General features: G+C 69.3%; 16 protein-coding genes, 1 other RNA gene and 2 pseudogenes. 9 read left to right on the top strand and 10 right to left on the bottom strand.

From position 1 onward, the window contains the following. Positions 1-33: 33 nt before the first annotated feature. From EOINJALH_RS06125 to EOINJALH_RS06110, 4 genes are all read left to right on the top strand, one after another. Entirely contained in the window at positions 34-1,170 is a 1,137-nt protein-coding gene (locus tag EOINJALH_RS06125; RefSeq protein ID WP_088279436.1) for an AIR synthase-related protein, read from the top strand. A 29-nt stretch (positions 1,171-1,199) separates the two neighbouring features. After that, positions 1,200-1,297, top strand: an RNA gene (gene ffs / locus EOINJALH_RS06120) — signal recognition particle sRNA small type. 375 nt (positions 1,298-1,672) lie between these two features. After that, positions 1,673-2,341 carry a PDZ domain-containing protein gene (locus EOINJALH_RS06115; RefSeq protein ID WP_144289887.1) on the top strand — a complete coding sequence of 223 codons (669 nt, stop codon included), beginning with the start codon at positions 1,673-1,675 and terminating at the stop codon, positions 2,339-2,341. Then, positions 2,338-3,024 carry a hypothetical protein gene (locus tag EOINJALH_RS06110; RefSeq protein ID WP_088279434.1) on the top strand — a complete coding sequence of 229 codons (687 nt, stop codon included), beginning with the start codon at positions 2,338-2,340 and terminating at the stop codon, positions 3,022-3,024. Before EOINJALH_RS06115 ends, EOINJALH_RS06110 begins: the two co-directional genes overlap by 4 nt. A gap of 38 nt (positions 3,025-3,062) precedes the next feature. On the opposite strand, the gene EOINJALH_RS06105 is transcribed toward EOINJALH_RS06110, so the two are convergent. After that, positions 3,063-5,489 (bottom strand): serine/threonine protein kinase, encoded by a 2,427-nt coding sequence (locus EOINJALH_RS06105; protein WP_088279433.1) that lies wholly within the window; start codon positions 5,487-5,489, stop codon positions 3,063-3,065. A 22-nt stretch (positions 5,490-5,511) separates the two neighbouring features. Then, complete coding sequence (locus EOINJALH_RS06100; RefSeq protein ID WP_234413684.1) at positions 5,512-7,209, bottom strand: HDOD domain-containing protein; 1,698 nt, start codon at positions 7,207-7,209, stop codon at positions 5,512-5,514. A gap of 268 nt (positions 7,210-7,477) precedes the next feature. Here EOINJALH_RS06100 and trxA point away from each other — a divergent pair, with 268 nt between their 5' ends. The 4 genes from trxA (at position 7,478) to EOINJALH_RS06080 (ending at position 11,417) form a co-directional block, all read left to right on the top strand. Continuing rightward, positions 7,478-7,807 carry a thioredoxin TrxA gene (gene trxA, locus EOINJALH_RS06095; RefSeq protein WP_088279431.1) on the top strand — a complete coding sequence of 110 codons (330 nt, stop codon included), beginning with the start codon at positions 7,478-7,480 and terminating at the stop codon, positions 7,805-7,807. 252 nt (positions 7,808-8,059) lie between these two features. Further along, positions 8,060-9,322 (top strand): transcription termination factor Rho, encoded by a 1,263-nt coding sequence (gene rho / locus EOINJALH_RS06090; protein WP_088279430.1) that lies wholly within the window; start codon positions 8,060-8,062, stop codon positions 9,320-9,322. 96 nt (positions 9,323-9,418) lie between these two features. Then, positions 9,419-9,688, top strand: coding sequence for a type B 50S ribosomal protein L31 (locus tag EOINJALH_RS06085; protein ID WP_088279429.1), 270 nt, complete (start codon positions 9,419-9,421; stop codon positions 9,686-9,688). 67 nt (positions 9,689-9,755) lie between these two features. Beyond that, positions 9,756-11,417: a hypothetical protein gene (locus tag EOINJALH_RS06080; RefSeq protein WP_234413683.1), complete on the top strand. Its 1,662-nt coding sequence runs from the start codon at positions 9,756-9,758 to the stop codon at positions 11,415-11,417. Here the strand turns inward: EOINJALH_RS06080 and phoR are convergent. The 8 genes and pseudogenes from phoR to EOINJALH_RS06040 form a co-directional block, all read right to left on the bottom strand. Further along, positions 11,383-12,735, bottom strand: a complete 1,353-nt coding sequence (gene phoR / locus EOINJALH_RS06075; protein ID WP_088279427.1) for a phosphate regulon sensor histidine kinase PhoR — start codon at positions 12,733-12,735, stop codon at positions 11,383-11,385. The genes EOINJALH_RS06080 and phoR overlap by 35 nt on opposite strands. A 13-nt stretch (positions 12,736-12,748) precedes the next feature. After that, a complete protein-coding gene (phoB, locus tag EOINJALH_RS06070; protein ID WP_088279426.1) occupies positions 12,749-13,450 on the bottom strand; it encodes a phosphate regulon transcriptional regulator PhoB in 702 nt (233 codons plus the stop codon). A 21-nt stretch (positions 13,451-13,471) separates the two neighbouring features. Then, positions 13,472-14,179, bottom strand: coding sequence for a phosphate signaling complex protein PhoU (phoU, locus tag EOINJALH_RS06065; RefSeq protein ID WP_088279425.1), 708 nt, complete (start codon positions 14,177-14,179; stop codon positions 13,472-13,474). 281 nt (positions 14,180-14,460) lie between these two features. Beyond that, entirely contained in the window at positions 14,461-15,246 is a 786-nt protein-coding gene (gene pstB / locus EOINJALH_RS06060; RefSeq protein WP_088279424.1) for a phosphate ABC transporter ATP-binding protein PstB, read from the bottom strand. Positions 15,247-15,297: 51 nt separating this feature from the next. Next, positions 15,298-16,200: a phosphate ABC transporter permease PstA gene (pstA, locus tag EOINJALH_RS06055; RefSeq protein WP_088279423.1), complete on the bottom strand. Its 903-nt coding sequence runs from the start codon at positions 16,198-16,200 to the stop codon at positions 15,298-15,300. After that, a complete protein-coding gene (gene pstC, locus EOINJALH_RS06050) occupies positions 16,197-17,162 on the bottom strand; it encodes a phosphate ABC transporter permease PstC (protein WP_404872740.1) in 966 nt (321 codons plus the stop codon). The genes pstA and pstC overlap by 4 nt, the downstream gene beginning before the upstream one ends. 126 nt (positions 17,163-17,288) lie before the next feature. Next, positions 17,289-18,323 (bottom strand): phosphate ABC transporter substrate-binding protein PstS, encoded by a 1,035-nt coding sequence (gene pstS, locus EOINJALH_RS06045; protein WP_088279421.1) that lies wholly within the window; start codon positions 18,321-18,323, stop codon positions 17,289-17,291. A 379-nt stretch (positions 18,324-18,702) separates the two neighbouring features. Continuing rightward, a pseudogene (locus tag EOINJALH_RS06040) lies at positions 18,703-19,506 on the bottom strand (UDP-2,3-diacylglucosamine diphosphatase); the annotation flags it as partial. Between the two features lie 269 nt (positions 19,507-19,775). Between EOINJALH_RS06040 and EOINJALH_RS06035 the strand changes: the two are divergent. Then, positions 19,776-19,956: pseudogene (locus tag EOINJALH_RS06035) on the top strand (hypothetical protein); the annotation flags it as partial.

Raw genomic sequence — 19,956 nt, 5'->3', positions numbered from 1 at the left:
GCGCCGACGGCCGCGTCGCCGATAATCCGGCCGATGAAGCCCGCCTCCCCGACCGCCGCGCACGGCACGCTGAGTTACGAACACGCCGGTGTCAACTACGACCTGATCGACCCGCTGAAGGTCAGCGCCCAGCGCGCCGCGGCCGCCACGGCGGTGCAACTGCAGGCCCATGGCTTCGACGAGGTGCAGGCTTCGCGCGGCGAGTCGGCCTACGTGGTCGATCTCGGCCCCTTTTACCTGGCCTCGATCGTCGAATGCCTGGGCTCCAAGGCCCTGGTGGCCGACGAGATGGCGCGGCTCACCGGGCGCAGCTGGTATGACGGCATCGCGCAGGACACCATCGCGATGGCGGTCAACGACCTCATCACCGTGGGCGCCACGCCGCTGGTGGTGCAGGCCTACTGGGCCGCCGGTGGCTCCGACTGGTTCGGCGACGCCGCACGCGCCCAGGCGCTGGTCGCCGGCTGGCGCAAGGCCTGCGAGGTGTGCGGGGTGGCCTGGGGGGGCGGCGAGACGCCGGCGCTGGCGGGCATCGTCGAGGCCGGCCGCATCGACCTGGCCGCGTCGTGCACCGGGCTGGTCAGCCCGAAGGAGCGGCTGTCGCTGGGCGACCGGCTGGGCGCCGGCGATGCGATCGTGCTGCTGGCCTCCAGCGGCATCCACGCCAACGGCCTGAGCCTGGCGCGCAAGCTGGTCGAGCGCCTGCCCGCCGGGTGGCTCACCGAGGTGGCGCCCGGGCTGGGCTACGGCGAGGCGCTGCTGGCGCCGACCACGCTGTATTCGCCGGTGACCGAGGCCCTGTGGAAGGCCGGCATCGGCGTGCACTATGCGGCCAACATCACCGGCCATGGCTGGCGCAAGCTGCTGCGCCACCCGGCCGCCTTCACCTACCGCATCCGCCAGGTGCCGGCCGTGCCGCCGGTGCTGCGCTTCATCCAGCAGCAGGCGCAGCAGGACGATTTCGAGGCCTACGGCACGCTCAACATGGGTGCTGGCTTCGCGCTGTTCATGCCAGCGGCCCAGGCCGACCAGGCCGTGGCCATCGCCCGCGGCCTGGGCATCGACGCATTGGTCGCGGGCACGGTGGAAGCCGGGCCGAAGCGGCTGATCATCGAACCGCTGGGCATCGAGTACGGCGACGACGCGCTGCAGTTGCGCGCCTCGGGCTGAACCGGGCGCACTCGCCTACAATCGCGCCCGACGGGCCTCCTCGCATGGAAGCGCGGCCAACCGGGTCAGGTGGGGAACCAAGCAGCCCTAACCGTTGCAACCAGTGCCGAGGGCAAGGCTCGTCACCCTTCTCACCGAAGGGACGCCCCAGGGCCACAGTCTCGCCGCGACGGGCACCGGCCACACCCAGCCACTGCAGGGCGTGACATCGGCGGCCTCAGGCCCCAGACACCCCGCCCTTGCGCCGATCCGATCGCGCCGCGTGGTGCGGCCGCTCGTCGCTTGAGTTGCAGCAACGGCACGGCCGCCGTCGGGCCTAGAGTGGGCTCGCATGGACCCCTTTCGCGCCTCGGTCGGGCTCTTCTCGACGCCGATGCTGGCAGGCACAGCAGTCCTGTCCCTGCTGCTCGCGGGGTGCGCCGCGCCGGGCCGACCGATGACGCAGACGGTGCGTATCGAAACCCCGGGATGCGATGCAGCGCGCTGCGAACTGAGCAACGACGTGGGCCATTGGACCCTGCCCAGCACACCCGGCACGGTGAGCCTGACCACCTCCCATGCGCCGTTGCAGGTGACTTGCCAGGCGGCGCCAGGCGCGTCGGGCCGCACCGGCGCCCCGGCCACGGTGGCGCCGCCGGGCGCCGCGGGTGCCGTGGCGGGCGGGGTGGCCGGGGGCGCCGCGATCGGGGCGGCCGTCGGGGCGACCGCCCTGTCCTTCATCCCGCCGCTGGGCGTCATCGTGGTGCTCAGCGGCGTGGCCGTCGGGGCGGCCACCGGCCACTCGGTGGCCGCCGACCTGCAGTCGATCCGCTATCCCGAGGTCATCCGCGTCGGCCTGGACTGTCGGCCGCCCGGCCCGGCGGTGGCCCCACCCGGCCCGCGCGTCGGGCTGGACGTTCGAAGCCTGACGCCGGACGAGGCGCGTGCCGCAGGGCTGGGTGACCGCCGCGGCGTGCGGGTGCTGGCGGTCGTGGCCGACGGACATGCGGCCGCCGCAGACCTGCAAACAGGCGACATCCTGCTGTCCGCCGACGGCGTCGATCTGGCCGACGCCGCCGACCTGGCCGAGCGGGTGCTCGTCCTGCCGCCCGGCTCTGCGCTGGTGCTGAAGGTGTGGCGCCATGGCCAGGCCCTGGAGCGCCGCCTGACGAAGCCGGGCGGCATGCCATGAGCGACCCCGCGCTTGCGGCCTCGGGGTGGACCAGGCACCTGGTCCTGGCGCTGTTTGCGGCGGTGCTGTGCGGCTGTGGCGTGATGTTCCGGGGCACGCTCAGGCCCGAACTCTTTCCGCGTGGCACGGTCACGTCGGCAGCGCCGCTGAAAGGCCGCATGGCCCTGCTCGTGCCGCCCCAGGTGGCCACCACGGTGAACCGCGGCGAGCGGACGGGCGGACGGCCCAGCGACCTCGAACTGCCCATCGGCCGCATCGTCGAGGCGGCGCTGCAGTTGACCTTGGCGGACGCGCTGTCCGGTGGCGTGTCGGCGGTGGACCGGGTCCCTCCCGCCGACGGCGGCCATGTCGGCACGCTGGTGGTCGACACGGTGCAATGCGTCGACCGGGTGCGCCTGAAGTGGTTGCTGCCGGTGCCCCTGCTGGGCCTGGTCGGGGACACCGAGACCGACGTCCAGGTGTCGGTCGATGTCCGGCTGCTCGACACCGAAGGCCGGACCGTGTGGTCACGGCAGTACGACGACGGTCGACAGGTCTGGCAGCCGCGCTGGCTCGGGTACGAGGCCGGCCCCGACGCCATCGTGCGCCTGGCCCATGAAGCCGCATGGCGCGTGGCCCGACGCGTGGCGGACGATCTGCGGGACGCCGTGGCCGCGGATCGCAACCGGCCGCGCAGCCTGTAGCGTGGCCTGCACGGCTTCTCCCGCGACGGGCGGGTGCCTCAGCTGGCGTGCCTGAAGGCCATCACGGCCTGGTTGCGCAAGGTGCGCAGCAAGGACAGTTCCCGCTCGTTGGGCACCAGGCTCCCTGCCGCCGCCTTGTCGCCATAGATCAGCCCGAGTGGCGCCCCTTTCAGCGCCATCGGTAACAGCACGAACGTTGGTGCATGCACGCGCTGCCGGTACCAGGCCGGCAGCCGGCTCGACACGGCGGGCAGCGACGCGTCCGCGATCAGGGTGTCGGCGTTGCGCATGCACACCGCGGCCAGCAGGTCTTGTGGCGCTGCACCGCCCTGCGGCAGGGCGACACGGAACACCGGGCTCAGCGCGTCGGCCCCTTCGCCCAGGCCGAAGCGGCCGACGAGCACGCCGCTGCGGGCATCGCGCAGGCACAGCAGGACGCGTTGCAGGGCAAGCCCGCGGTACATCGCCTCGAGCACCATGCGCAACACGCTGTTGAGGTCGAAGCGATCGGCGGCCAATGAATCGGTGATGTCCTGGATGCCGGCGGCCAGCACCTGCGCCACGTCGATGGCGGCGGTGCGGTCGGGCAGGATCAGCGTGGCAGCGGACGACGTGTCGTCGCCCGCGGCGGCCACCAGCGCTTCGGTGCTGTCCAGCATCGCCGCCGTGGCCCGGGTGGGCGCTTCCGATCCGGCCCTTGAGCGGTCGACCGGAGATCGTTCCGGCGGCGGCAGGCCAAGGGCCGGTGACATCTGCACGACGTGTGCCTTGGCGGCCTCGGCGGCACGCTTGAAATCCGGCAGGCCCAGCGACAAGGCCTTGCCGTAGCGCTCGGTCACGGTGTGCAGGCAGTGCGCCAGGTCGGCCGCGGGGTCCTTCAGCAGTGCATCAGCGGCGTCGTTGGCGGCCGCGGTGATCCAGCGCAGGCGCTCCAGGCCGGTCGACACCGGCCGCTGCGGCGGCGCGTCATGGCCGATCGTCATGCAGCGCTGCAGGGTGTCGGGCAGGCCCCAACTGCGGGCCACGCCGAGGCCCAGCGCCTCGAAGCCGATGCCCAGCACCTGGGTCGACACCGATTCGCCGGTGGCGCCACCGACCTTGGCTTCGCTGGGCGATGCCAGCCTCTCGCGGATGGCCATCGCCTCCTCGGGAAGGTAGTACTCGGTCAGCAGCCGGCCCAGGTTGAACAGCATGCCGCCGAGGAAGGCCTCCTCGCTTTCGCGGGTGTTACCGGCCAGATCGCTGGCCAGTTGGCCGGCGGTGAGGGCGCGCAGGAACTCCCCGCGCAGGCGCTGCGCATGCGCCTTGTCCTTCATGTGCTCGATGAGCATCAGCGACAGCGCCATGTTGCGGATGCCCGCGAAACCCACCAGGGCCACGGCCCGTGACACCGTGCTGATGCTGCCACCACCGGCACCGCGGAAGTGCGCCGTGTTCACCAGGCGCAGCAGCTTGTTCGACAGCGCCACGTCCTTCAGGATCTCGGAGGACAGCGCACCCAGGCTCTCGTGCTCGGAGGTCGCGATGCGCTGGATGCGCACCACCGACTGCGACAGGGCCGGGAAGTCGGTCTTGTGGCGCATGCGCCGAAGCAGGAAGTCGAGCGTGCCGCTGCCGCTGGCCGCCGCCGCCGCGGTCGACGCGTCGGTCCGCCCGAGCCAACCCTGCAGCGCGTCGCGAAAGGCCTGGATGCTGTCGTGGCGCAAGGCCCGTTCGCGGGCCAGGGCGCGCTGCACGATGCTGCGCAGGGCATCGTCCAGCGCCGGCTCCGCCGGCACGGCAAGGTCCTCGTTCGCCGCGCGGTGCAGGGCCCGGAACGGATCCTTCTCTTGCACCAGCCGCTGGCCGCTCATCATCTCGGCCAGCACCAGGCCGGCGGAGAACACGTCCATGCCGGGTGACGGCGCCTCGCCGCGCGCGGCCTCGGGCGACATGTAGCCCGGCGTGCCGACGATGCGGCCATCGGCGCCGTCGGCCAGGCGCGCGGCGATGCCGAAGTCCATCACCCTGGCTCGGCCCTCACCATCGACCAGGATGTTCGACGGCTTGAGGTCGCGGTGCACGATGCCGTGCTCGTGGGCCACCCGAAGCGCGTCCAGCACGTCGACCATCGTCGCCACCGCGTCGCGCGGCGGCATGGCACCCTGCTGCCGCAGCACCGCGGCCAGCGTTCGCCCGTTGACCAGTTCGAACACCAGGCAAGGTCGGCCGTCGATCTCGCCCGCCTCGAACAGCGGCACGATGTTCGGGTGCGCCAGCCGGCCCACGGCGCGAGCCTCATGCATCCACTGGCTGAGCGCCAGGTTGTCCGCCGCCGGATCGAGCAGCTTGATGGCGACCTCGCGGTCCAGTTGCTCGTCATGGGCCCGCCACACCGTGGCTTGCGCCCCGCGTCCCAGTTCGGACTTCAGGCGAAATCGACCGACCCGCAGTCCGGGCGACGGGGGAGCCAGCACGATGCTCATGGCGTGTGTGTCCTCGGCGACCTCATGCCTGCCCCGCGGCGCCCGATCGGCGCAGGGACGCAGCGGCGTCCGGCGAGATGCCCTGGGCGGCCATCTGCACGTCGCGCAGTCCGATGTGCAGCGCGCGACCATAGCGCTGCGCCACCCGGTTCAGCGCCGCCGGTTGCAGCCCCGCAGGCAGGTCGGCGACGTCGACCACTTCGTTGGCGCAACTGGCCGACAGGCGCAGCAGTTCGTCGTCCGTGGCCGAGGCATGCACCGGCGCCTCGGGGGGCACCCGCAGGATCATGCGCAGCACCCCCTCGTCCAGGCCCCAATGGCGGCCAATGGCCTGGCCGATCGATGCGATGTCGATGCCCAGCACGGCAAACGACGCGCCCTCCTCGGTCATGCCCGGTTCTTCGGCCTCGCCTTCCTCGGTCGGCGGGGCCGGCTTCATCAATCGCTCGATCTGCATCGCTTCGTCGGAAAAGTGATAGCGCACGACCAGGCGACCCAGGTTCTGCATCAGGGCCAGCAGGTAGACCACTTCGCCGTCGTAGCCCGCGGGCCGCAACCACTGGGCGATGCGCCCAGCCCGCTTGGCGCGGTCGATGTGCTGCTGAAGGTCCACCCCCTGGGCGGAGTTCAGCGGACCCGGCCAGGCGCGCAGGCTGAGCGCGGCACGCCGCACGCCATCGAGGCCCAGCATGTCGATCGCTCGGCGGATCGTCAGGATCGGCGCGCTGCCGGAGGCCATCACGCCGCGAACCTGAGCGCTGTTGACCAGTCGCATCATCTCGAAGCTGAGCGCGACGTCCTGCAGCACCACCTCGGCCAGTTCGGCGTTGCGCTCACGCTCCATCAGCACCATGCGGGCGGCGCGCTCGGCGCCACCGGGCGAAGCCGGCAGCAGCCCCACGCTGCGCATGCGGTCCAGCAGCAGGGCCATCGGCCCGCCACCTTGCTCGCCCTCGGCCTGCAGCCAGCCCTCGAGCGCGCGCAGCACCGTCCGGGCGTTGCGGTAGCGTCGCCGCTCCTGGCGGTCGGTGGCGCGGTTGACGATGGCGCGCATGGCGTCCGGCACCGGGTGCGCGGTCGTCCAGCCCAGGCGCACGATGTCGCGTCCAGCCGGCGGCAGTCGATCGATGGCCTGCGACACGTCGGGCTGATCGAGCGCGGGATGCCCGGCCAGCGCATGGTGCATCACGAGGCCGAAGGCCAGCACGTCGCGCTCGGTGGCGCGGCGCTGCGCCTGTGCCGCAGGCCCGGCATCGGCGGCCGGCTCGAGGGCCACGCCCAGGCCCAGCAGGCGCGCAGGGCCGTGCGTGGGCATCAGCACCATGCAGGTCTGGAGGTCATGGTGCGCCAGGCCGGCCTCGTGCGCGAAGGCCAGGCCCTCGAGCACCTGTGCCGCCCACGGCGCCATCTCGTGGGCCGGTTGGCCATTCGAGCCCAGGGTCTCGGACAGCACGGTGGCCAGGCCCCGGTCGTAGGCGATGTACGGCCATTGGTCGTGGACCCCGACCTCGATCACGTGGGCCAGCGACGGATGGTCGATGCGCGAGGCCTTGCGGGCCGTGTGCCGCCAACGGTCGGCGGCATCGGCGTCCGGCGGACGGGAGCGCGGCATGGCCAGCAGCACTTCCTGGCCGACACGGGGGTCGTCGGCCAGCCAGACCAGGGTCCGGGCACTCTTGCCCAGCAGCCGAAGCAGCTGGAAACGCCCGAAGTGGCGCACCGCCCTGGCGGTTGGCGCAGGAGCTGGGGATTGGACCGAGGGCGACGGCGTCATGGACAAGTGGGAGCCTGAACCCCGATTGGACAGAAGCCGAGCCCGTGCCGATGGGCCGAACAGACCGGTCAAGCGCGGGCAGTTGCTCGTGCGCCGGGCGCCGAACCAGCGCGCTGGCCCCCTCACAAGGCTGCGCACTGGGCCCATCGGCGGGAGCAAGCGCGATGGGCCCCCGACCTTTGTGTCAAAATTTCGGGTCCTTCAAGGAACCACGATGAGCAGCGAACTGATCAAGCATGTGTCCGACGCCACGTTCGACACCGACGTCCTGAAATCCGACAAGCCGGTGCTGGTCGACTACTGGGCCGAATGGTGCGGCCCGTGCAAGATGATCGCGCCGATCCTGGACGAGGCCGCCAAGGACTACAGCACGCGGTTGCTGGTCGCCAAGATGAACGTCGACGAGAACCGCGAAGTGCCGGCCAAGTTCGGCATCCGGGGCATCCCGACGCTCATGCTGTTCAAGGGCGGCCAGCTCGCCGCCACCAAGGTCGGCGCCCTGTCGAAGGCGCAGTTGACGGCTTTCATCGAGCCGCACCTATAATCCTCGCCATTGCAGCAGGCTCCGCCGCCACAAGCCGGAGCCAGCCGCCCCAGGATCTGCCTCCGCGCCGTCGGGTCCCAACCCGATAGGCCTGCGGTTCCGGCCTCTACCCCAGTGCATCTTCGATACCCTGCCCAGCGCAGGGTGGTCGTGCAGTCGAAGCACCCCGATGGCGTCCGGCATCAGGCCCGGCCCGCCTGTCCCGCCTCACGCGCCCCCCCTTTTCCTGTCCTCCCGAGGATGAACCCCTAAATGCATCTCTCAGAACTCAAGGCGCAACACGTCTCGGAGCTCATCACGATGGGCGAGGCGCTGGAGATCGACAACGTCGCCCGCCTGCGCAAGCAGGAGCTGATGTTCGCCATCATGAAGAAGCGCGCCAAGGGTGGCGAGCAGGTCTTCGGCGATGGCGTGCTCGAGGTGCTGCCCGACGGCTTCGGCTTCCTGCGCAGCATCGAGGCCAGCTACATGGCCTCGACCGACGACATCTACCTGTCGCCCAGCCAGATCCGCCGCTTCAACCTGCACACCGGCGACATGATCGAAGGCGAGGTGCGCGTACCCAAGGACGGTGAACGCTACTTCGCGCTGGTCAAGGTCGACCGGGTGAACGGCCTCACGCCCGAGGAGAGCAAGCACAAGATCATGTTCGAGAACCTGACGCCCTTGTTCCCCAAGGAGCAGTTCAAGCTCGAGCGCGACATCAAGGCCGACGAGAACGTCACCAGCCGCATCATCGACCTCATCGCCCCCATCGGCAAAGGCCAGCGCGCCCTGCTGGTGGCCCAGCCGAAGACCGGCAAGACGGTGATGATGCAGCACATCGCCCACTCTCTGGTGGCCAACCACCCCGAGATCCACCTCATCGTGCTGCTGGTCGACGAGCGGCCCGAGGAAGTGACCGAGATGCAGCGCACCGTGCGCGGCGAAGTCATCAGCTCCACCTTCGACGAGCCCGCCGCACGCCACGTGCAGGTGGCCGAGATGGTGATCGAGCGCGCCAAGCGCCTGGTCGAGTTGAAGAAGGACGTGGTGATCCTGCTCGACTCGATCACCCGCCTGGCCCGGGCCTACAACAACGTGCTGCCGTCCTCCGGCAAGGTGCTCACGGGCGGCGTCGATGCCAACGCGCTGCAGCGCCCCAAGCGCTTCTTCGGGGCGGCGCGCAACGTGGAAGAAGGCGGCTCGCTCACGATCATCGGCACGGCCCTGATCGACACCGGCAGCCGCATGGACGAGGTCATCTACGAAGAGTTCAAGGGCACCGGCAACTGCGAGATCCACCTGGATCGCCGCATGGCCGAGAAGCGCGTCTACCCGTCGATCCTGATCAACAAGACCGGCACGCGGCGCGAAGAGTTGCTGCTCAAGCCCGAGATCCTGCAGAAGACCTGGATCCTGCGCAAGCTGCTGTACAACATGGACGAGATCGAGGCGATGGAGTTCGTGCTCGACAAGATGAAGTCGACCAAGAACAACCTCGACTTCTTCGACATGATGCGGCGCGGCGGCTGAGGCCAGACGCACCCGCTATAATGCGCGGTTTTCCGCTTTGGCAAGTGCGCCGCATGGTGCTGCGTGGCTGCCGTTGATCACAGCGAGAGGTGTTCGATGAAAGAGGGCATTCACCCCAACTACCGCGACGTGTGTTTCGTGGACCTGTCCAATGGCTTCAAGTTCGTCACCCGTTCCACGGTGCAGACGAAAGAAACCGTCAAGATGGACGATGGCCGCGATTTGCCGCTCGTGAAGCTGGAAACCACCAGCGAGACCCATCCCTTCTACACCGGCACGCAGAAGAGCATCGACAGCCTCGGTGGTCGCGTCGAGAAGTTCCGCAACAAGTTCGCCAGCCTGGGCATCAACAAGAAGCAAGGTTGATCTCCCAGCGCTTGGCAAGAGGGCAGCTTCGGCTGCCCTTTTTCGTGTCTGCGTGCATCATCGACCCGTGAGCTCGACACCCACTCCCGCCCTGGTGGCACGCGACGCCGTACAGCGTCTGCCGCGGTTGGCCCTGATGCTGTTCTGCGCGGCCTATGTGCTGCCTGGACTGTTCGGTCGCGACCCCTGGCGCGGCGCCGACCTCAACGCCTTCGGACAGATGCTCGCGCTGGCCGAAGGCCGCGCACCCTGGCTGTCACCCGCCCTTGGCGGCGTGCCGACTGACGCCGCCCTGCTGCCCCACTGGATCGGCGCCTTGGGCATCGTCGTCGGGTCGCCCTGGCTCGATGCGACGGTGGCTGCCCGGTTGCCTTTCGCGTTGCTGTTGGCGCTGACGCTGGCAGCGGTGTGGTACGCCACGTTCCATCTCGCCCGAGGCGATGCCGCGCAACCCTTGCCCTTTGCCTTCGGTGGCGAAGCCGACACGGTGGACTACGCCCGTGCCATTGCCGATGGCGCCTTGCTCGCGGTCATTGCCACGCTCGGGCTGCTGCAACTGGGGCACGAGACGACGCCGGAACTCGCGCAGTTGGCGGCAGTGGCCTCTCTGCAATGGGCCCTGGCCGCGGCGCCGCACCGGGCACGTGGAGCGCGGCTGGGCGTGATGCTGGCCCTGCCGGCATTGGCGGGCAGCGGGGCGCCCGCGATGGCATTGGCCATGGGCTTGGGGGCACTGGCCGTCACGTGGCGCGATCGGGACGTCGCCGCCCGATCGCTCGCGCCCTGGCTGGCCGGCGCCATGCTGCTGGCAGCGCTGGTGGCCTGGCCGGTGCACAGCTGGGCCTGGCGCCTGGCGCCCCAGGCGATCGACCCGCGACAGCTGGGCAAACTGTGGCTGTGGTTCCTGTGGCCCGCCTGGGCGCTGGCAGGATGGACGCTGTGGCGTTGGCGCGGCCACCTCGGGCACCGTCACCTTGCGGTACCGCTGGTCTCGGTGGCTGTGGCGCTGGGGTCCAGCATCGGCATGGGCGGATCCGACCGCGCCCTGATGCTCGGGCTGCCTGGCATCGCCGTGCTGGCGGCCTTTGCCCTGCCCACGCTGCGTCGCAGTGCGGCGGCGGCGATCGACTGGTTTTCGGTCTTTTTCTTCAGCGCCTGCGGGCTGGCCATCTGGGTGATCTACCTGTCGCTGCAAACTGGCCTGCCGGCCAAACCGGCCGCCAATGTGGCCAGACTCGCGCCAGGCTTCGAGTCGCCGTTCTCGGTGCCTGAACTGTTGTTCGGCGCGCTGGGCACATTGGCTTGGCTGTGGCTGGTGCGCTGGCGCACCAGCCGGCACCGAGCCGCGCTGTGGAAGAGCCTGGTGTTGCCGGCTGGCGGTGTCGCCCTGTGCTGGCTGCTGCTGATGACGCTGTGGCTGCCCCTGCTGGACTATGCCCGCAGCTACCGTCCGTTGATCGACCGCGTGGCACGTGCGCTGCCGCCTGGCGCCTGCGTGGCGGCACCCGAGGCCTCGCCGTCGCTGGTGGCCGCCCTCGAGTTTCATGCCCGGCGGCGCGTCGACGCGTCGATCGGCGCAGCCCACGGCCCCTGTGACTGGATGGTGCTGGTCAGCCGCGGCACTTCGAAGCCGCTGCCGCCTCAGGGCTGGCAGGAAGTGGCCGCCGAGCGACGGCCGACCGAACGCAACGAACTCACGCTGGTGTATCGGCGAATCGCGGTCCGCTGATCGCGGTGTGACCCGGTCGCACCCGTCCGGACGGAAACTGCAGCCGGAAGGTCGACCCCTTGCCCGGCTCACTCTCGATGTCGAGGTTGCCGCCATGGCGCTGCATCACGTGCTTGACGATCGACAGCCCCAGGCCTGTGCCACCGGTCTCGCGCGAGCGACTGCCATCGACCCGGTAGAAGCGCTCGGTCAAGCGGGACAGGTGCTCCCTTGCGATGCCCATGCCGCTGTCGGTGACGCCCAACTCGCCACTGCCATCGGCCCGCAGCAGCCAGGTCACCTCGATCTGTCCGCCGGCTGGCGTGTAGCGCACGGCGTTGGAGAGCAGGTTGCTCAGGGCACTCTGCAGTTCGGATTCAATGCCGGCAATCGCGGCGCCGTCGAGGCCCACGGCGGTGATCGGGTGCCGCCCCTTCGACAGCCCCTCCCCGTCCTGCAGCACCCGCTGCACGAGGACGTCCACGGACACCCACCGGTCGGCCGGTGGGCGCGGGCTGCCTTCCAACTGCGCGAGCGTCAACAGGTCGGCCACCAGCACCTGCATCCGATCGGTCTGCTGTCGCATCAGTGCCTGCATTCGAGCCCGCTCCGTCTCGCTCAATGGCAGGCTCTCCATGGTTTCCAGGAAGCCGGCCAGCACCGTCAAGGGCGTGCGGATCTCGTGCGACACGTTGGCCACGAAGTCTCGGCGCATGGTGTCGGCGCGCAGGCGTTCGGTGACGTCCTGCGACAGCACCAGCTTCTGGCCATCGCCATAGCCCCTGACCAGCACCGTCAACGTGCAACCACCGCCAGGCAGCGCGAAGGTCACCGGCTCGTCCCAGTCGCCGGCCTTGAGGTAGGACACGAATTCCGGCGAACGAACCAGGTTGGTGATGGGCTGGCGCAGGTCGCGACGGGCGTCGAGTCCCAGGTGATCGGCCGCCACCAGGCTGCACCAGTCGATGTGGTCGAGCGGATCGAGCAACAACACCCCGTTCGGCGAAGCTTCGATGGCCGACAGGAACTGGGTCAGCCGGTCACGTTCGCGTGCCAACGCCTGGTCTCGCTGGCGCAGCGCGCGCTCGACGAGATAGCCCATCTCACCCCACAGGCCAGCGCCATGCGGGGCCTCTCGATCCGTCGCCATGGACAGCCACCGCACCAATCGCGAGGCACGCAGGTCATCCAGCAACACCCAGGCCGCCGAGCCGACGACACCACCCAGCGTCAGGCCCCACAAGGGCGAACCGACCGCCTCGCCCAACACGCGGCCGAGCACCCCGCCGACGGCCAGCGAGGCCAATGCCATCGGCAGGCGTTGCAGCAGCGAACTCATCGGCGAAACGAACTCACGACGAGACGGCGCCAGTCTGGCGGGTGAGCCGGTACCCAGCACCGCGCACGGTCTCGATCATGCCCGCGCACTGCGCCGGCAAGAGCGCTTCGCGCAAGCGCTTGATGTGGACATCGACCGTGCGCTCCTCGATGAACACGTGATCGCCCCACACACGGTCCAGCAACTGGGTCCTGCTGTGGACGCGCTCGGGATGGGTCATCAAGAAGTGCAGGAGCCGGAACTCCGTGGGCCCGAGCTTGACGTCGCGCCCGGCGTGGTCGACCCGGTGCGTGGCCGGGTCGAGCCGCAGCCCCGCCACTTCCACCGCGTCGTCGATCGATTGCGGCGCCTTGCGGCGCAGCACGGCGCGGATGCGGGCCATCAACTCGTTGGTCGAGAAAGGCTTGGTCAGGTAGTCATCGGCACCGGCGTCGAGCCCGGCGATCTTGTCGCCCTCCTCGCTGCGCGCGGTGAGCATGATGATGGGCAGGTCGCGCGTGCGTTCGGCCGCGCGCCACTGCCGCGCCAGGGACAAACCGGATTGGCCCGGCAGCATCCAGTCGAGCAGCACCACATCCGGCAGTTCGGCGTCGACTTCGCTGCGCGCGTCCTCGGCACTGGGCGCCACGATCACCTCGTGGCCCGCATGCCGCAGGTTGATGGCGATGAGCTCCGCGATGGCAGCTTCGTCTTCGACCACCACGATTCGGGTCATCCTCGCATCTCCGGGTGTCGGCTAGCGGGCCAGCGACTCGATGGTCTCGAACGGGTTGTGCCGCACGTCGGTGCCCTTGACGATGTAGATGATGACCTCGGCCAGGTTCTTGGCGTGGTCGCCCACGCGCTCGATGGCCTTGGCCACGAACACCAGGTCGATGGCGGCAGAGATGGTGCGCGGGTCTTCCATCATGTAGGTGATGAGCTTGCGCATCAGGCCTTCGAACTCCTGGTCGATCTGGTCGTCGTGCTTGAGCACTTCCACCGCGGCCACAGTGTCGAGCCGTGCGAACGCATCGAGCACCTTGCGCAATTGCCGCGTGGCCAGTTCGCACTCGAACGACAGGTCGGCCACCGGCAGGCGCATGCGGCTGGAACTGCCGGCGTTCAGCAAACGTTGCACCGTGCGGGCGATCTTGGCAGCCTCGTCGCCGATGCGCTCGAGGTTGGCGATGATCTTCGAGACGGCGATGAGCAGGCGCAGATCCCGTGCGGTGGGCTGGCGCCGGGCGATGATCGACGACAGGTCGCGATCGATCGCCACCTCCATCGTGTTCACCTGCATCTCCTGCCTGAGCACCAGCGCTGCGGCGTCGCCGTCGAAGTTGGCGAGTGCATGAACCGCATTGATGACCTGCGACTCGACGAGCCCGCCCATCTCGAGCACGCGGGTGGAGATGGCACTGAGTTCGGCGTCGAACTGGGTGGAGAGGTGCTTGTCGGTCATGGTGCCCTCAGAGGGTGTTGACGTGATGAATGGCACCCGCGCCGGGGTGGCCAAGGGCGCTGGAGTAGGCGCACGGCGCAGCGCATGCTTGGCAGCCTGGGCAAGCCGTGCAACGCCCGCCAGCACCCTTGGGTACCCCGGCCCGAAGGGTGAGGCCCCAGAGTGGGCCCACTCGTCGTTGCAAATGCTCGCCATAGGCCGGGCTATGGCTGCGCTTTGCGCCTAGATTGGGCCCACTCTGGGGCCTCACGCGGGTGCCATTCATCACGTCAACACCCTCTCTACCCGAAACGGCCGGTGATGTAGTCCTCGGTGTCCTTGCGCTTGGGCTTCATGAAGATGTCGGCCGTCGGGCCGAACTCGATCAGGTCGCCCAGGTACATGTACGCGGTGTAGTCCGAGCAGCGCGCGGCCTGCTGCATGTTGTGCGTGACGATCACCACCGTGTAGTCCGACTTCAGCTCGGTGATCAGCTCCTCGATCTTGCCCGTGGAGATCGGGTCCAGCGCCGAGCACGGCTCGTCCAGCAGCATCACCTCGGGCTTGATGGCGATGCCCCGCGCGATGCACAGCCGCTGCTGCTGCCCGCCCGACAGCCCCGAGCCGCTCTGGTTGAGCTTGTCCTTGACCTCGCCCCACAGCGCGGCCTTCCTCAGCGCCCACTCCACCCGCTCGTCCATCTCGACGCGCGGCAGCGACTCGAACAGCTTCACCCCGAAGGCGATGTTGTCGTAGATCGACATCGGGAACGGCGTGGGCTTCTGGAACACCATGCCGACCTTCGCGCGGATCAGGCTCACGTCGATCCTGCGGTCCAGCAGGTTCGCCCCGTCCAGCAGGATCTGCCCCTCGGCGCGCTGCTCCGGGTAGAGCTCGAACATGCGGTTGAAGATCCGCAGCAGCGTGCTCTTGCCGCACCCCGACGGCCCGATGAAGGCCGTGACCTTGTTCTCCGGCAGGTCCAGGTTGATGTTCTTCAGCGCGTGAAAGCCGCCGTAGTAGAAGTTCAGGTCCCGCACCGAGATCTTGGCTCGCTCGGTGATGGCGTGGTCGACTCGGGTGTCCATGGCAGGGGTCCTCTGGGGCCTCGTGGCTTGTGCGGCAGGGCTGGTGGCAGGTCAGTGCTTGTTGCGCAGGAACACCCGCGCGGCGATGTTCAGCGCCAGCACGCCCAGCGTGATGATGAACACCCCCGCCCAGGCCAGCTTCTGCCAGTTCTCGTACGGGCTCATCGCGAACTTGAAGATCGTCACCGGCAGGCTGGCCATCGGCTCGCGCAGGTCGCTGGTCCAGAACTGGTTGGACAGCGCCGTGAACAGCAGCGGCGCGGTCTCCCCGGCAATGCGCGCAATGGCCAGCAGCACCCCCGTGACCACCCCCGCCCGCGCCGCCTTCAGCGTGATGGCCGAGATGACCTTCCACTTCGGCGTGCCCAGCGCGTACGCCGCCTCGCGCAGCGCGTTCGGGATCAGGCTGAGCATGTTCTCGGTCTGCCGGATCACCACCGGGATGACGATCAGCGCCAGCGCCAGCACCCCGGCAAAACCGGAGAAGCTCTTCACCTGCGCCACCACCGCCGCGTAGATGAACAGCCCGATCACGATCGACGGCGCCGACAGCAGGATGTCGTTGATGAACCGCGTGGCGCTGCCCAGCCAGGTCTTCTGCCCGTACTCGGCCAGGTAGATGCCGGCCATCACGCCGATGGGCGTGCCGATCAGCGTGGCCAGCCCGACCATGGTCAGCGAGCCGAAGATGGCGTTGGCCAGCCCCCCGGTCTCGGCCTGCGGCGGCGGGGTCATCTCGGTGAACACCGCCAGGTTCAGCCCGCCCACGCCCAGCCGCACGGTCTCGAACAGGATCCACACCAGCCAGAACAGCCCGAAGGCCATGGCCCCCAGGGACAGCGTCAGCGCCACCACGTTGCGCCGCTTGCGGCTTCGGTGCATGGCCAGCCGGCCGGCCTGCTGCGTGGCCGTGAAGGCCCCGGAGGACGAGGTCTCGTTCGACAGGGTACTCATGTGCGCGACCCCTCACCCTTGCGCAGTTGCGACAGCAGCAGCTTGGACAGCGCCAGCACCACGAAGGTGATGAAGAACAGCACCAGCCCGAGGTAGATCAGCGAGGCCTGGTGCAGCCCTTCGCCGGCTTCGGCAAATTCGTTGGCCAGCGCCGAGGTGATGCTGTTGGCGGCCTCGAACAGCGACAGCGAGTCGAGCTGGTTGAAGTTGCCGATCACGAAGGTCACGGCCATGGTCTCGCCCAGCGCCCGCCCCAGCCCGAGCATGATGCCGCCCACCACCCCGGTCTTGGTGTACGGCAGCACCACGCGCGAGACGACCTCCCAGGTGGTGGCCCCCAGCCCGTAGGCCGACTCCTTGAGCATCGGCGGGGTCACCTCGAAGACGTCGCGCATGACCGCAGCGATGAACGGGATGACCATGATGGCCAGGATGATGCCGGCCGACAGCAGCCCGATGCCCACCGGCGGGCCCGACACCAGCGCGCCCAGCACGGGCACGCCCTTGAACACCGACTGCAGCGGCTGCTGGATCCAGGTGGACAGGATGGGGCTGAACACCAGCAGCCCCCACATGCCGTAGACGATGGAGGGCACGGCCGCGAGCAACTCCACCGCGATGCCCAGCGGCCGCTTGAGCCAGCCCGGCGACATCTCGGTGAGGAACAGCGCGATGCCGAAGCTCACCGGCACGGCGATCAGCAGCGCGATGACCGAGGTCACCACCGTGCCGTAGATCATCACCAGCCCGCCGAACTTCTCCTGCACCGGGTCCCAGTCGGTCGACCACAGGAACCCCAGCCCGAAGTGCCGGATCGCCGGCGCCGCACCCACGATCAGCGAGATGATGATCCCCACCAGCAGCGCCAGCGTGAACCACGCCGCCCCGTGTGCCAGCAGCGAGAACACCTTGTCGGCCCACGGCGCCACCCTGCGGCGCTCGGGCGGCTGCTGGTGCTGCATTGGCTTCACTCGCTCGTCCTGGTCGTTGGGGTTCATGGGGAACGTGGCTGCCAAGGCACCCCTCGCTGGTAAGGCCGAAGTCGGGGCCGACTCGCGCAAGGGCATGCTCGCCCGCCCTTCGCGACATCACTTGTAGGCGACCGCCTTGCCAGTGCCATCCTTCAGATTGTCGGCCCACTGCTTGCGCACCTGGGCCTTGACCGAGTCGGGCAGCGGAACGTACTCGAGGTCGGCCGCGAGCTTGTCGCCGCTGCTGAAGGCCCAGTTGAAGAACCTCAGCGCATTGGTCGCGTTGGCCGGCTTGCTCTGCAGCTTGTGCATCATGATGAAGGTGGCGCCGGTCAAGGGCCAGGCGTCCTTGCCGGGCTGGTCGGTGAGCACCTGGTAGAAGCTCTTGGCCCAATCGGCACTGGCTGCCGCGGCCTTGAAGTTCAGGTCATCTGGCGCCACGAAGGCGCCCGCCTGGTTCTGCAGCAGCACATGCGACATCTTGCTCTGCTTCACGTAGGCGTACTCGACATAACCGATCGAGTTGGGCAGGCGCTGCACGAACGCGGCCACGCCTTCGTTGCCCTTGCCGCCCGCGCCGATGGGCCAGTTCACGGCCGTGCCCTCGCCGACCTTGGCCTTCCAGTCGGCGTTCACCTTGGACAGGTAGTTGGTGAAGATGAAGCTGGTGCCCGAACCGTCCGCGCGGCGCACCACCGCGATGTCGGCCGCCGGCAGCGGCACGCCAGCGTTCAGCGCCACCAGCGCCGGGTCGTTCCACTTCGTGATCTTGCCCAGGTAGATGTCGCCCAGCACCTGCCCGGTGAGCTTGATCTGCCCAGGCGCGATGCCCGCGATGTTGACCACCGGCACCACCCCGCCGATCACCGTGGGGAACTGCAACAGGTTGTCCTTGGCCAGATCCTCATCGGACAAGGGCATGTCCGAGGCGCCGAAGTCCACCGTCTTGGAACGGATCTGCTTCAGACCCGCGCCCGAGCCGACCGACTGGTAGTTGATGCGCGCGCCCGTGGCCTTGTTGTAGGCGTCGGCCCACTTGGCGTAGATCGGCGCCGGGAAGGTGGCGCCGGCGCCGGTCACGTCCTGGGCTTGCGCTGCGAAGGAGAACAGGGCCGCCGAAGCGATGGCGGCGCGAAGGAGAGTCGATGTCATGGTGGGCCTTTCAGGGTTGGGTTTGGCAACGGTGAGTGCCGATGACCAGACTCTAGGGAGCGCATGTGACAGGCGCGTGACGCTGTCATCGGTTCGCACCAGACTGCACCGCCCGGCAACATCCAGAATCGCCCGCCGCGTCTCGGTACGGCGACGGTCGCCCCCCCCGCCACGGGGTCGTCCAGGCGGGGCGCCACTGTCACATCACCGTCACATCGATCACACGGCGTGGGGCGGTCGCGTCGGCCCGGACGGCGCCCGGGACCGTGCCCGCGTCGCCACCCGCCGCATGCGCGGCCACCGACACGTCGAGCGACGCGGCCACGGGCAGGTCCAGCCCCGGCAGCGCCACGTCGACCGGATGGGCCGCGGGCACCACAGCCCGGTGCGGCAGGCGCGCGGTGCTGGCACGGTCGATGATCTCGAGGCGGCCATCGTGGTGTTCCACCAGCGCCGTCAGGCTCTCGACCCAGTCGCCGTCGTTGCAGTACAGGATGCCGTCGATGCTGCGGATCTCGGCGTGGTGGATGTGCCCGCACACGACGCCCTGCAGGCCGCGCCGCTGGGCCTCCCGGGCCACGGCCGCCTCGAAGTCGCCGATGTAGCTCACCGCCCGCTTGACACGGCCCTTCAGATAGCGCGACAGGCTCCAGTACGGCAGCCCCAGCCGGGCGCGCGCGCCGTTCAGCCAGCGGTTGACCTTGAGCGTGAACTCGTAGGCCAGGTCGCCCACGTGGGCCAGCCACGGGGCGCACTGGATCACGCCGTCGAACAGGTCGCCGTGGGTCACCCACAGGCGGCGTCCATCGACCAGCGTGTGCTCGGCCTCGTCGACCACGTCGACGCCGCCGAAGTTGTGGGCCACGTAGCGGCGCAGGAACTCGTCGTGGTTGCCCGGCACGAACACCACCCGCGTGCCCTTGCGCGCCTTGCGCAGCACCTTCTGCACCACGTCGTTGTGGGCCTGCGGCCAGTACCAGCTGCGGCGCAACTGCCAGCCGTCGATGATGTCGCCGACCAGGTACAGCGTCTCGCACTCCAGCTCGCGCAGGAACTCCAGCAGCGCCACGGCCTGGCAGCCGGGCGTGCCCAGGTGCAGGTCGGAGATCCAGGCCGTGCGCACGCTCAGCCTGGCCTTGGAGGCCGGAGCGTCGTCGTCGGGGGCAGGTGGGTCATGCCGCATGGCCCGTGATCGTGATCGGTCGGTGTGACGCAGGCGTGACGCCTTGGCGCATGGCCTGCACGGCCGGCGACCACCCCGGCCGGGCGTTCGTCGGCCACCGCCGCCGGCGCGGGATCTTTCCTGGGCCCGGGCCCCAACCGGGCACTGCCCCGGTGCATGACGCCCCGCCATGCGGCCCTCGCCGCGACCACCGATACTCCGGGTCCCCGACGGCGGCGCTGCGCTGCCGCGCCGCGCCCACGCGGCCTTCGGTCGCCCTGGAACCTGCAATGAACCCACAAGACCCGAAATCCTCCGACGGCCGCACGCCGCCGTCGCTGCTGCAACGCCTGTCACTGGCCTTTGGCGCCTTCTTCGGCGTGCTCGGCGACGCCGCCCTGGCGGCCCGCTTCGATGCCATCCGCCACGGCCCAGCCACCCCTCCTCCCGCGCCTGCCGCGCCGCCGCCGC

This window comes from Ideonella sp. A 288 (assembly GCF_002198735.1).
Taxonomy (GTDB): domain Bacteria; phylum Pseudomonadota; class Gammaproteobacteria; order Burkholderiales; family Burkholderiaceae_C; genus Pseudaquabacterium.
The sequence above is the reverse complement of the archived record's forward strand: the minus strand, read 5'-3'. Positions and strand labels throughout refer to the sequence as shown.